The sequence below is a fragment of the Paraburkholderia adhaesiva genome, assembly GCF_021390575.1.
GTDB classification, from domain to species: Bacteria; Pseudomonadota; Gammaproteobacteria; order Burkholderiales; family Burkholderiaceae; genus Paraburkholderia; species Paraburkholderia adhaesiva.
In genome coordinates this window covers 641892-654743 of sequence record NZ_JAJEJQ010000002.1, presented here as the reverse complement: position 1 = coordinate 654743, position 12852 = coordinate 641892, and the positions used below count along the sequence as shown (strand labels likewise).

Genomic DNA, 12852 nt, shown 5'->3' with positions numbered 1-12852 from the left:
AACTTCACGCAACCGCTTTCCGTCCCCCAAAATTGTCACAACATGATTAATTGATGCGATTAGAATACTGTTCGCATCGCGGACTTTCGGCTCGTGACAAGCCCTCAACCGCACACCATAATCAGCCAGACACTGAGTTTTCGATCCCCCCAAGGCATGTCGAACGTTGCACACCCAACCGACTCGACCACGGTCGCGGAGCGCGTGCGCGAGCTGATGAACCGTCACGGCATCGGCAAGCGCCAGCAAACCACCGAGCTTTGCCGGATCCTCGATCTGAGCTTCTCGCAAGGGCATCGCAAGCTGCGCGGCAACAGCCCGTGGACGCTCACCCAGATCAAGCGAGTCGCGGAGGCGTTCGGCGAGCCTGTCGGCCAGCTCTTCGCCGGGCAACTGCTCGATCCGGGCGTGCTCGGCGCCAGCGCGCAGGAAGCGCTGCTCTGCGTGAGCGTGGCCGAACTGCCCTGCACCGCGTGGATCGGTGCGCCGGCCGAAGCGGGCAGCCGGCCCGAATTCGTCGCGTATGAAAAACAGGGTCAGTGGCGCGTCGTGCGGCCCGATGGCTCGCTGTACCAGAACGCCCACGAAGTCCACAAGATCGAGATCTACCCGCGCCGCGCCGAGGCCGACAAGCCGGTGATCGCCGTGGTCGACGACGACCGCGCGTCCGCCGACAACCTGCGCGACTACCTCGAACACAGCGGCTACGCGGCCCAGGCACTCTACGGCCTTACTGCCTTCGACGAGGCGCTGGAGAGCCAGGTATTCGACGGCGTGGTGATCGACTGGCTCTTCGGCCCACAGACGGCCGCCGATTCGATCCGCCGCGTGCGCTCGTCCGAGAACCCCGATGCGCCGATCTTCGTGCTGACCGGTGAACTGCTGACCGGCAAGGCCAGTGAATCGGAGATCAGCCAGGTCGTCCGTCACTATGACGTCGCGTGCTACGAGAAACCCGCACGCATGGCGATTCTCGTCGCCGATTTGTCGAAGCGGCTCAAGCGCAGCTGACGCAGCCTGGCGCGCCCCATGCCGCGCCGCCCATCCGGCCGCACGTTCGGCCTCGTAATTCCCGATACGCCTATCACGCCTCAGTCGAGCGCGGGGCCGACAACGCGCGCTGCACCGCGGCGCGCAACACCTCGTAGTGAACCGGCTTCGTGAGGCACTCGAAGAAGGGGCCGTCCGCGTCACACGAAGTGACTGCCGCAACGTCCGCACTCACGGCGATCACCGGTGGGCGCGGCCCCGCCGCGGCGCCCGCGTCGAGTCCCGCGATAAACGCGTAACCGTCGCGGCCCGGCATGTGCAGGTCGAGTAGCACCACGTCGCACCGATGCGTGGCCGCCAGCGCAAGCGCGCCATCGACATCGCCCGCCATGAGCGCCGCGTAGCCCATGTGCGTCACCATCTCGCCAAGCGAATCGCGAACGAGCGGATTGTCGTCTACCACGAGCACCCGGGGACGCTCGCCCGTGCCGTCCACCTGCTGCGCCGTGCCGCCTGTGAGCGGCGCGGGGACCGGCACGACGGGCACGGTCACCGTGAACGTCGTGCCTTCGCCCACGCGGCTGTCGGTCTGGATCGCCCCGCCGAACAGATCGACGAGACCTCGCACGATCGCGAGCCCCATCCCCGCGCCCTCGTAGCGGCGCGAGCGCGACGTGTCGAGTTGCGTGAACTCCTTGAAAATGAGCGGAATCTGCGATGGCGGCACGCCCGGCCCCGTGTCGCTGACGACGATCGAAAGCAATTGCGCGCCCAGCGTAAACTCGATGCTCACCTTGCCGCGTTCGGTGTAGCGGATCGCGTTAGTCACGAGATTGTTCGCGATCTGACGAATGCGATGCGGATCGGCCACGACCGGGTGCGCGGCCCCGTGCCATGCGTGTTCGAGCACAAGACCACGTGCCGTCGCGGCGCTTTCGTTTTCGTCGACGATCGACTGCAGCAACTCGCGCGGATCGAACGGCTCCTCGCGAAGTTCGAGCTTGCCCGCGCCGAGCCGCGCGTAGTCGGTGAGGTCCTTCATCTGCGCTTCGAGCTGGCGCGCGGCCGTTTCGAGGCGCTGAATCACCTTGCGGTCGGCCTCGGAGTGTGAGTTGAAGCCGAGCAGTTCGATCGACGAAACGATCGCGTGCAGCGGCGTGCGCAACTCGTGGCTGATCATGCCGAGGAACGCATCCTTCGCCGTGCTGGCCTCGCGCGCGGCGCGGCTCGCCTGGTGCTCGGCTTCGAGCAGCGCCCGCTGCTGACTGATGAGGCGCGAGCGCCGGTAGCCGTTCATCACGAGCAGCACCGCCGCCGCGGCCGAGAGCACCAGCAGCACGATCCCGGCAGCGAACAATTCACGGCGCTTTGCGATGAAGTCGCGACGGATGGCGTCGCGTTCGGTGACGTCGGCGAAACGCCGGTTCAACGCGAGATCGTTGACCTCGGACCAGTGCTCGCGCAGCGAGTCCACCATCGGCGACGCGCGCCACGGCTCGTCGGCGAGCGTCGGTATTTGCCACTCCAATTGCGAAATGGCGGCATCGAGCGCCACGAGATCGGCCTGCTGGCGCTCGGTGAGTCCGGGCAGCCCGCGCAGTTCGTGCGTGGAGCCCTTCACGATGTTGAGCTTCGACTGCAACAAGGCGTAGCGCAGCCGCACCCTTTCGATGTCACGGTCGGCGCCGTCCGCGTACAGCAACAGCTGGCTCTCGAAACGCGCATAGGCGATCTGCAGTTGGGCCGCGTCCCAGTACAGGCCGTCGTAACTGCCGCCGAGGCGCTGGACCACGCGCGGATCGAGCAGGTTCGCGTACAGCAGATAGCCGACCCCCGCCACCGGCGGCAGCAGCGCAATGAACCAGACCAGCACGAGCACGAACCGTCGCAGCGGACCACGCATCACCGGCCGCTCACCGCTTGATGGTCATCGACTTGATCTGCCACGCGAACTTGGCGTCGCCGGCAGCGCCGTCCAGTTCCTGAGGATACTGGTCGCGCGGATAGATCAGGAACAACGGCCCGTAGTCGCTCACCTTGAGGCGCTGGCCGTTCATGGCGTAGGCGAGCACGACGCCGTAGTGCTCGGCGTCGGCGACCGGCACGTCGCAGACGTAGTCGTCGAGGGTGTGGATCTCTATCTCGTGCCCATACGCGCCCACGGCCTTGAGCACATCGGAAAGCAGCGGGCCCGTGAAGGTCGAGCGCGGCGTCCAGGCGGTAGAGGTGGAAATCGCGTGAACCGGCAGCTTCAGCAACTGCGCTTCGGTGAAGTGATACGCGGTGTGCGCGGGGTTATTCGTGACGTGCACCTCGCCATCGATATCGAGTGAGAGCGGCGTGGCAGGCACGACGTCGCCGGCGTGCGCGACGGTTGCGCTGGCTGCCACGGCCAGGGCGGCAGAAAAGCGCCGCCAGCCAGAAGGTTCCGACATCGCTTTCACCCCCTCGTGCGTGGATTTATCGAATCGATTCGTTATAGTCGCGGGCACGACGCGGACCTCCCCCGTCCGGCGCCAGCCTCGCCCGGCGCGGCCAGCAGGTGCGCGCGAGCATAGGCATAATATCGTCAAACCTTGAACCGACAATAGCCGTCTTCGTCGCGGGATACCTGCGGCGAACCCTACCTGCCCCGCTATTCCCGTTTCCGACCCGATGAACAAACCCGTCGTGCCGCTCACCTACGAACAACTCGACCAGTGGATCGAGTCGCTGCAGCCTGTGCTGGCCGGCGAGGAATTTGCCGCGGTAATCGGCATCCTGCGTGGCGGCGCGCCGCTTGCCCTGATGGTGTCGCACGCGACTGGCGCAAGCGTCGCGTTCCTGCGCTACGAGCGCGCGACGCGCGAGGTCCGCTGGGACTCGACGCTCCCGCTGCCCGAGCCCGGCTCGAAAGTGCTGCTGTGCGAGGACATCGCGGGCCGCGGAAACACGCTCGTCGACTGCATCGCATTCCTGCGCGAGCACGGCCTGATCGTGCGCACGCTCACGGGCGCCTACGACGACCTCTCGCGCCTGCGCCCCGACTATTCGATCGACGCGAGCGGCTATTTCACGCTGTTCCCGTGGGAGCGCCAGGCGTACACGGCCCGCTATCGCGCGGACTGGGCCCGCGAAGGCGCACGCGACGGCGCGCTGATGGCCGACGACCACGAATACGCGGTGTATGCAATCGACCTCGACGGCGTGCTGCTGCCCGACATCCCGCTCTCGCGCTACGAGGAAGACCTCGGCGCGGCGCTCGCCGAACGCGACGCGCTGCTGCCGTTCGAGCGCATTCCCAAGGTCGATATGCAGCACACGCGCGCGATCATCACGGGGCGCCCCGAGATGGACCGTGCGCGCACCGAGGCGTGGCTCGAACGCCACGGCTACGGCCATCTCGAACTCGTGATGCGCGCGGTCGACGAGCACGACGACACGCCGTCGGGCGCCGCCGCGCACAAGGCCGCGGCGGCGATTCGCTGCGGCGTGACGCATTTCATCGAAAGCGATCCGATGCAGGCGATCTTCATCGCCCAGAGCGCGCCGCTGTTGCGCGTGATCTGGTGGAATGCGCATACACGCACCGGCACGCTGATCGGCGCCTCGGTCTGGAGCTGAAGCCGCGGCGCGGCCGCAGCAGCCGCTCCGGCGCGCCGACCCACGCCTGCTTGAAAACCTGTCCGTCGTCGACGATCAAGACACGTCGGCTATCCGAGATGTGATGATTTCGTTCCCGCCGGGTGCGTCTCCATCGACGCGAGTCCGTGCATGATTTCGCACTCGGCGACGTGTCGTTCGCCGGTGCATCGCTGGCGCAGGACGACCAGTTGCTCCCGAAGTTGAAGCAGTTCGTCGATGCGCCTGTTCACGTGCTCGATGTGCTCGTCAACCAGCGCATTGACCGTTCCGCAGTTCGAAGCGCATTCGTCGGCTGCCCTTAGCAGTGCCCGCACTTCATCGTGTGTCATGTCCAACGCGCGGCAGTTGCGAACGAACCGGAGCCGGTCGACGTGACGCTCGGTGTAGTTCCTGTAATTCGCGTCTGTGCGGTCCGCTTCAGGCAGCAAGCCTTCCTTCTCATAGAACCGGATTGTGTCGGTGGTGCAATTGGCAAGCCGGGCCAGTTCGCCGATTCTCATAGCCTCTCCTTCCGTCTTGACCTTGGAGCCACTCCAAGGTGTTAACTAGAGCACATATCGAAGACGGATACCACCATGTCGGAAGCAGATATTTCAAAAAGCGGCACTACGTGCGGGACGGACGGCGCCCGCGACCACGACTGTACGTGCTCACACAAACACGGCACGAGCCCTGAACCGGCCCACGATCACAATCGCGAGCACGGTGGCCACCATGATCACGATCACGGCCCCAAAGGCGGTGAAAGCTGCTGTGCGCCCGTAGCCGTGTCGTTCGACGCCCTGCCCAAACCGGAAGTGGCCGGCAATATGATCCGGACCCCGATCCGCATCCTGCAGATGGACTGCCCGACGGAGGAAGCCTTGATCCGCAAGAAGCTGACGGGCATGCGTGGCGTTGCGGGAATGGAATTCAACCTGATTCAGCGCGTCCTGACGGTGACTCATCGCGCCGATGCACTTGCGCAGATACTGGAAGCCGTCCGGTCGCTAAGTTTTACGCCGGAACTCGCACACGCGGAAGACCGGACCGACAAAGGGCCGGAAGTCGCGCACAAGCCCTGGTGGCCACTTGCGCTGTCCGGCACCATCGCGGCCGCGTCCGAAATCGCTCACTGGCTCGGACAGCCTACATGGCTGGTGGCCGCGCTCGCCTTGCTCGCCATAGCGGGTTCCGGGCTCACTACGTACCGGAAGGGCTGGATTGCCATCCGCAATGGCAACTTGAACATCAACGCCCTGATGAGCATCGCCGTGACTGGCGCGCTGCTTCTTGGCCAGTGGCCGGAAGCCGCCATGGTCATGGTGCTGTTCACGATAGCGGAACTCATCGAAGCCAGATCACTCGACCGGGCCCGCAACGCCATTCAAGGTTTGATGAGGCTTGCGCCCGACAAGGCGACCGTCCGGCAGGCCGACGGCTCGTGGCTCGAGGTGGACGCCCGTTCCGTGACGCCCGGCGCGATCGCGCGCGTGAGGCCCGGCGAGCGCATCGGCCTTGACGGCACAATCGTGAGCGGCCGCTCGACGGTGAACCAGGCCCCCATCACCGGCGAGAGCCTTCCCGTCGAAAAAGCCGAGGGCGACCCCGTGTTCGCCGGAACCATCAACGAATCCGGTTCGTTCGAGTATGAGGTCACGGCGGCGGCAACCAATACGACGCTCGCGCGCATCATTCATGCAGTCGAGGAAGCACAGGGTTCGAAAGCGCCGACCCAGCGATTCGTCGACCAGTTCGCCCGCATCTACACACCCATCGTGTTCGCGGTAGCGTTGGCCGTTGCGCTCGTGCCTCCGCTCGTATTTTCAGGAAGCTGGTTCGACTGGATTTATAAGGCGCTGGTGCTTCTGGTTATCGCCTGCCCGTGTGCGCTCGTCATCTCCACGCCGGTTTCCATCGTGAGCGGACTGACGTCCGCCGCGCGTCGCGGGATTCTCATCAAGGGCGGCTCGTACCTCGAACAGGGGAGGAAACTCGGCTGGCTGGCACTGGACAAGACCGGCACCATCACCCATGGCAAGCCGGTTCAGACCGAGTTCGAGCTGCGCGCCCCGGACGCCGATAGTCGCCATGTACGGTCGCTCGCCGCGAGCCTGTCTGGCCGCTCGGACCATCCGGTGTCGATGGCCGTCTCGCGAGCGGCAGACGTCGAGGGCCTGACGCACTACCCTGTCGAGCACTTCGAGGCGATTCCCGGGCGAGGCGTACGCGGCGTCATCGACGGAAGGCGCTATTCGATTGGAAACCACCGCCTCGTCGAAGAGCTGGGGCGCTGCTCGCCGGAACTGGAAGCGCGACTGGATGTGCTCGAACGGGAAGGCAAAACCGTCGTCATGCTGATTGACGAAGACCGGGTGCTTGCACTTTTCGCCGTGGCCGATACGGTAAAGGACAGCAGCCGCGACGCGGTTGCCGAACTTCACAAGCTCGGCGTGCGCACCGCCATGCTGACTGGCGACAATCCTCATACGGCACAGGCCATCGCGCGCCAGGTTGGAATCGATAGGGTCGAAGGGAATCAGTTGCCGGAAGACAAGCTGCGTGCGGTGGAGCAACTGGCCGGAACGCAAGCCGTGGTCGGCATGGTGGGCGACGGCATCAACGACGCGCCAGCACTGGCTCGCGCCGATATTGGGTTCGCGATGGGCGCCATGGGAACCGACACGGCAATCGAAACGGCCGATGTCGCACTGATGGACGACGACCTCCGGAAAATTCCGGCGTTTATCCGTCTGTCAAAGGCCACGCACAGCATTCTGGTGCAGAACATCACGCTTGCGCTTGGAATCAAGGCCATATTCCTCGCCTTGACGCTTGCCGGTCTTGGCACGATGTGGATGGCCGTATTCGCTGACGTCGGTGCGAGCTTGCTGGTCGTCGGCAACGGGCTCCGGCTGCTCCGAAAATGACTGGCGATACCAGAAGTGGCGACTCCCTCATCGGAATTATTTTGCTGATGACTGGAGAACCGGGAACATCGAAATCGATATGTTCGCCGAGGCAGAAACGGTCTACGCGCTGGTCAACATGATTACCGAAGTGGCGGGCGTGAGGCCTCTGATGGTGTGGTAGCCGCCATTCCCGTGGAGAAGCCATTTTTCTGCCTCAAGTGAAGGAGGTGCAGTGATGGCAGCAATCGTGCTGGATACGATGATCACGTGTCCTGTCTGCGGGCACAGGAAAGAAGAGACGATGCCCACCGACGCCTGTGTGTGGTTTTACGAATGCGAGCATTGCAGGACAGTGCTGCGACCCAAACCAGGCGATTGCTGCGTGTACTGCTCGTATGGCACCAACCATTGCCCTCCGATGCAGCAGTCCGGTTCCTGCTGCGCCTGACCCGGCGCACGCGAGCACCTCAGCCACCAGCCGGACCGCCCCCCTCGCCGCGTGCCGACTCAACTCAAGCGGAATACCGCAACGCTCTGTCTTAGCGCTCCGGCCTGCTCGCTCATGCTTTGCGCAGCAGCCGCAGCCTCTTCAACAAGCGCCGCGTTCTGCTGCGTGACCGAATCCATCTGCCGCACGGCCTGATTGACCTGTGTAATGCCGGTGCTCTGGTGGTCCGACGCGTCGGTGAGTTCGCGCATGAGTCCAGCCACCTGCTCGACGGCCTGTTGCACCGTCACCAGCGACTCAGAAGTCTTCCGGGTGATCTCCGAACCGCTTCGGATGTCGCGTGTGGTGGTATCGATCAGTTCCTTGATCTCCTTCGCGGCAGCAGCGGCGCGTTGGGCAAGCGTACGCACCTCGCCAGCCACGACCGCGAAGCCCTTACCCTGCTCGCCCGCACGCGCGGCTTCCACGGCGGCATTGAGCGCCAGAATGTTCGTCTGGAATGCGATGCCCTCGATTGTCGCAATGATTTCGGTGATCTTGCTCGCATGGCCCACGAGCGACTGCATGCTGCCCGAGAGCTCCTCCATCGCCGTGCCGCTCTGCGCTGCCGACTGCGACGACTGATCGACCAGCCGCAGCGCGTCGCCAGCGAAGGCATTGTTCGCATTGACGGTTGTCGTAAGCTCGTCCATGCTGGCCGCCGTTTGTTCGAGTGAGGCAGCCTGCTCCTCGGTGCGCTGGGAAAGGTCGAGGTTGCCGCGTGCAATCTGGTTCGAGGCAATCAGGATCGCATCGCTGGCGACCTGGATGGAGCCGATAATCTCACGCAGATGTGACTGCATGTCGGCCAGCCCGGCCATCACGCTGGTTTTGTCGCTCCGGCGTAGCGAAACCCGGCTCGTCAGATCACCCGCGGCGATCTTGCGTGCGAGTTCCTGGGCCTCATGCGGCTCGCCGCCCAGTTGACGTTGTAGCTCGCGCGCGATGAAAAACCCGAAGGCGAGGCTCGCGACAAAACCCGCGAGCACGAAGAGCATCTGAACGACGAACATGGTCTCGTGCAGGTCGGCGGCTTCCTTCGTGGCCGCGATCGCGCGAGTCTTGCGGTACTCGGTGAGCGCGGTGATCTCTGCCATCATTTTTGCGCTGGTCGCAATGGCGTCCTTCACGAGCAGATCGTCGCGGCCGACGTACTGAGCTTCGTGCGGGATGAGGGCAACAGCCTGCGCGATCAGTGGCCCCCAGGCCTTTTCGGTGCGCTGCAGTTCGTCGAGGAGTGCCTGCCCTTCTGGGGTTTCCCCGCTAATCGCGCTGTACTGGCGAATGAAATCCTCCGTCGCGGCGATCTTCTCGTGAGTATCGGCCGCGACGCGCTGCTTGCCCTCGTCATCGTGCATGTAGCCGAAATTCGCCCCATCAAGATCTGCGGAGAGCTTGCTACGCGAGATGTCGCCCAGCAACGCCACGCCGCGCATATGGTGCTGGGCAATTTCGTCGGTGATGCTGTACATGCGCGAAAGCGCCATGATCCCCGCGCCACCCGAAGCCGCGCCGACAACCGCGACGATGCCGAACGTACCGAGTAGCTTTTGCAAGACAGTCAGTTTTTTGAACATTGTTTTTATCCGTCTAGCCGCTCCGATCTTCCGCGGCGTTCCGCCGGGAGCCAGCGGAAATTCCTGCTTATTTAGAACTGCTTTGCGTGCTGAGCAATCCACCGTTCTTCTCGTCCGTGTGATGGACCGGCTATTCGAAGCGAGCCGACACGTCGGAATTTCCGCTGTAGAGGCACCGATGTTGAACTGATTCGGTCAGCGCGCCCCACAGATCGCGCTTACACACCCGCCCAACTCGCTCAGATTGTCATGCCGCCATCGACCGACAACGTCGCGCCCGTCACATAAGCCGAACTATTCGACAACAGGAAAACCACCGCTTCAGCGACCTCCTGCGGCTGACCGATGCGACGCATCGGAATCATGTCATCGAGCAGGTGCACGTCACCGCCCGTCGAGCGCATGTAGTTCGGTGTTTCGGTGGCCCCTGGACAGACTGCATTAATGCGGATGTTCCGTCCGGCGTATTCCTTGGCGACCGCGCGCGTTAGACCGACGACCGCGTGCTTGGCTGCCACGTAGTGCGCGATACCGTCCATGCCGCGCAACCCGAAAATCGACGCATTGTTGACGATCGCACCGCCGCCCGCGCGCAGCATTGCCTCGACCTGATACTTCACGCCGTAATAGACACCCTTGAAATTCAGGTCGATCACCCACTCCGATTCTTCGACCGGGGTCTGGTCGATCGGCTTGAAATCCGCGTGGCCGCCAGCGTTATTGAATGCGAAGTCGAGTCGCCCAAAGCGTGACTCGACGAACTTGACCAGCATCTCGTTGTCTTCGCTCCGCGATGCGTCCATCGACTTGATCTCGGCGCTGCCACCTGCTTTCACGATTTCATCGCGCACGGTGGCGAGTTTGTCCTCCGAGCGTCCTGCAAGCACCACCGTCGCACCTTGTCCGGCGAGCGCCAGCGCTGCCGCGCGCCCCATGCCGGAGCCCCCGCCCGTCACCAGCCCCACCTTGCCCTGCATCAGCATATGACCGCTCCTTTCAATGATCCCGTTGACCGTTCGATTCGCGCAAACAGCGCCGCTCAGGCAGCCAGCTCTTCCTGAAACGCGCTCGTCCCAAGATCGCGCCGCAGGATGACCGGTGCGCCTCCGTGCATGCGCTTGTTGATCCATGCCGATAGCGCCGAATCCAGATAGGTCGCGTGTTTTGGAAACCAGTCCGCGAGCGCGGCGGCAAGACGGTGCACATCGCGCAACCCGACCTCCCCCGCTTTCGCGAGCTGGTTCACTTCGAGTACCGTATCCAGCACTTTCTGGTGTTCGTCCAGATGGCACTCCATCGCCGGAAATTCCGTGCGCTCCATCCACTCACGCTCTGTTCCGAAGTGCGCGAGAAGGTGATCCTCGACCGCCTGCAGGCAACCAAGCGCGGTCGCCACATTGCATGCCGCCAGCGCACGGACGACGACCACGAATTCCTCGTGCGCGTCGTCCATGGGAGCGTGGCCGAGCAGCATCGCGTCACTCCACGCGAGCGTTTCGGCGGCATGCTCATCGAATCCACTCTGGGCAGCATGAACATGCGCGTGGGAATGGGACATGGGAATCTCCTGCGATGGACTATTCAAGGCGCGCTCAGGCGCCGATCAGAACCGACAGCATGACGGCCGGTTGCTCGCTACGGTTGCGCCAGGCATGTCGCGTACCGTTCTGGATCACGATGTCACCTGCCTTCAGACGGCGAACCTCGCCATCGTCGAGCTCAAGCCACAGCTCTCCGGACAGGATCACGTCGTAATCCACGGTCGACGTGCGATGGAAGCCCGAACCGTCTGCATCGAACGTTTCGGCGAGGCCCGGCAGATGCTGCGCGTATTCGGCGCCGGCTGCAGCACCGTCGAAATCCGGCGCAGCCATCACGCTGTCGGGCGGAAACTGCACGACGATCAGGCGCGTACCGTGCGGAGACGGCACCACCGACTCGATCCCGACCGCCGGATCGCGACCATCGAACGGCAGCGTGGGAACGGCCTGCGTCGTGGCCCATGCCAGCGTGGTCTGAAAACCGGGCACCGACTTGTAGTCATGCGTGTTCGCGACCTGGGCATCGGCCACCACCACCGACTTGCCATTGCGCTCTGCAGTTACAACGCGTCTCACCATTTCAGGCTCCTCGTACTCTCTTGTTGACAGATCACGCCGTTATTGGACGATCACCACGTTGACGAAACCGCCCTTGCGCTGCTCCGCATCGGCCAGTGCCTCGTTGGCCTGTTCGAGCGTGTAGCGGTGATGGTCGAAAACGCCCAGATCAAGCGTGCCGGCGCCAGCCATCGCGGCGACATCCTCGCCTTCGGCCACCGAAAACCACAGTGACCCGATCACGCTGAGCTGAGAGCACATGAACTCGTGCAGATTCAGCGGCAACGGGTCCGACATGGCCCCAACCTCCACCATCCGGCCACCGCGACGCAATGCATGGAGGCAGTCGAGCGAAGCCTGGTGCGGCGCGCCAGGGCCGATTGCGTCGAGCACCGCGTCAACACCCACACCGTCCGTCTCACCACGGGCCCAGGCACCGAGGTCGCCAGAACCGTGCGAGAACGTGCGAATCCGCTGCGGGTCGAGCGCACGCACACGCTCGAGCAATTCGGGGTTGCGCGCGACGCACAGAATTTTCACTGCGCCCATCGCGCGTGCAAGCTGTACTGCACCAAGGCCGAGCGTTCCGGACGCGCCGTTGATCAGCACCGTCTTGCCCGCGCCTGTCCCGGCCTTGCGCAAGCCCGAGTACGCCGTGCCCAGGTAGCCGAAGCGCGCAGCCTGCTCGAAGCTGACCGACTGCGGAAGCTTGACGAGGCCGTCGGCGGGCGCGGTCGCATACTGGCCAAAGCCGCCGTACGGGTACTGTTCGTAGATCTGCTTCGAACGAGGACCGAAACCGAAATACCCCTGAAACGTGTACGCGACGCAATTGGTCGGCTCACCGATCCGGCACGCGTGACACGAACCGCACGAGCGGCCCGGGTTGATGTAGACGCGGTCCCCCGGCACGATGCCCGTCACCGCTGCACCGACCTCGGCAACGACACCAGCCGTGTCGAGTCCATAGATCGCGGGCAAATCCGGCACCGTGAGATACGAGCGCTCGCCGTAATGGCTCATCACGTTGCGCAGGTTCGGCACAACACCTGACGCCTTGACCTCGACCAGCACGTCGGTCGGGCGCAGGAGCTTCGGACGGGGAAGCACGTCGAGTTGAAAACGGCCACCCGGTTCGTGCACGCGCATCGCTTTCATCTGGGTCACTGCATTCATGCTTGTCT

Annotated in this window: 12 protein-coding genes; 4 read left to right on the top strand and 8 right to left on the bottom strand. The window is 63.9% G+C overall.

Features of this window, described 5'->3' with window-relative positions; genetic code table 11:
* Positions 1 to 156 precede the first annotated feature (156 nt).
* On the top strand, positions 157 to 1011 hold the full coding sequence (locus tag L0U80_RS18525) for a helix-turn-helix domain-containing protein (protein WP_233868140.1): 855 nt from the start codon (positions 157 to 159) through the stop codon (positions 1009 to 1011).
* A 73-nt stretch (positions 1012 to 1084) separates the two neighbouring features.
* On the opposite strand, the gene L0U80_RS18520 is transcribed toward L0U80_RS18525, so the two are convergent.
* A complete protein-coding gene (locus L0U80_RS18520) occupies positions 1085 to 2893 on the bottom strand; it encodes an ATP-binding response regulator (RefSeq protein ID WP_233868137.1) in 1809 nt (602 codons plus the stop codon).
* A 10-nt stretch (positions 2894 to 2903) separates the two neighbouring features.
* Complete coding sequence (locus L0U80_RS18515) at positions 2904 to 3425, bottom strand: putative pterin-binding protein (protein WP_233868134.1); 522 nt, start codon at positions 3423 to 3425, stop codon at positions 2904 to 2906.
* Positions 3426 to 3645: 220 nt separating this feature from the next.
* Here L0U80_RS18515 and L0U80_RS18510 point away from each other — a divergent pair, with 220 nt between their 5' ends.
* Complete coding sequence (locus tag L0U80_RS18510) at positions 3646 to 4593, top strand: phosphoribosyltransferase (protein WP_233868131.1); 948 nt, start codon at positions 3646 to 3648, stop codon at positions 4591 to 4593.
* An 89-nt stretch (positions 4594 to 4682) separates the two neighbouring features.
* Here L0U80_RS18510 and cadR read toward each other — a convergent pair whose 3' ends face one another.
* Positions 4683 to 5114: a Cd(II)/Pb(II)-responsive transcriptional regulator gene (cadR, locus tag L0U80_RS18505; protein ID WP_233868128.1), complete on the bottom strand. Its 432-nt coding sequence runs from the start codon at positions 5112 to 5114 to the stop codon at positions 4683 to 4685.
* Between the two features lie 75 nt (positions 5115 to 5189).
* On the opposite strand from cadR, the gene L0U80_RS18500 reads away from it, so the two are divergent.
* Together L0U80_RS18500 and L0U80_RS18495 are read left to right on the top strand one after the other, a co-directional pair.
* Entirely contained in the window at positions 5190 to 7523 is a 2334-nt protein-coding gene (locus tag L0U80_RS18500) for a heavy metal translocating P-type ATPase (protein WP_233868125.1), read from the top strand.
* A gap of 217 nt (positions 7524 to 7740) precedes the next feature.
* Positions 7741 to 7953, top strand: coding sequence for a GDCCVxC domain-containing (seleno)protein (locus L0U80_RS18495; protein ID WP_233868122.1), 213 nt, complete (start codon positions 7741 to 7743; stop codon positions 7951 to 7953).
* A 59-nt stretch (positions 7954 to 8012) separates the two neighbouring features.
* Here the strand turns inward: L0U80_RS18495 and L0U80_RS18490 are convergent, their stop codons facing one another.
* The 5 genes from L0U80_RS18490 to L0U80_RS18470 all read right to left on the bottom strand — a co-directional run bounded on the left by L0U80_RS18490 (position 8013) and on the right by L0U80_RS18470 (position 12844).
* Positions 8013 to 9569: a methyl-accepting chemotaxis protein gene (locus L0U80_RS18490; protein WP_233868119.1), complete on the bottom strand. Its 1557-nt coding sequence runs from the start codon at positions 9567 to 9569 to the stop codon at positions 8013 to 8015.
* Positions 9570 to 9808: 239 nt separating this feature from the next.
* Positions 9809 to 10552, bottom strand: coding sequence for an SDR family NAD(P)-dependent oxidoreductase (locus tag L0U80_RS18485; protein WP_233868116.1), 744 nt, complete (start codon positions 10550 to 10552; stop codon positions 9809 to 9811).
* Between the two features lie 56 nt (positions 10553 to 10608).
* Complete coding sequence (locus tag L0U80_RS18480) at positions 10609 to 11127, bottom strand: bacteriohemerythrin (RefSeq protein ID WP_233868115.1); 519 nt, start codon at positions 11125 to 11127, stop codon at positions 10609 to 10611.
* 34 nt (positions 11128 to 11161) lie between these two features.
* Positions 11162 to 11689, bottom strand: coding sequence for a cupin domain-containing protein (locus L0U80_RS18475; protein ID WP_233868112.1), 528 nt, complete (start codon positions 11687 to 11689; stop codon positions 11162 to 11164).
* A 39-nt stretch (positions 11690 to 11728) separates the two neighbouring features.
* Positions 11729 to 12844 (bottom strand): alcohol dehydrogenase catalytic domain-containing protein, encoded by a 1116-nt coding sequence (locus L0U80_RS18470; protein ID WP_233868110.1) that lies wholly within the window; start codon positions 12842 to 12844, stop codon positions 11729 to 11731.
* Between the last annotated feature and the right edge of the window lie 8 nt (positions 12845 to 12852).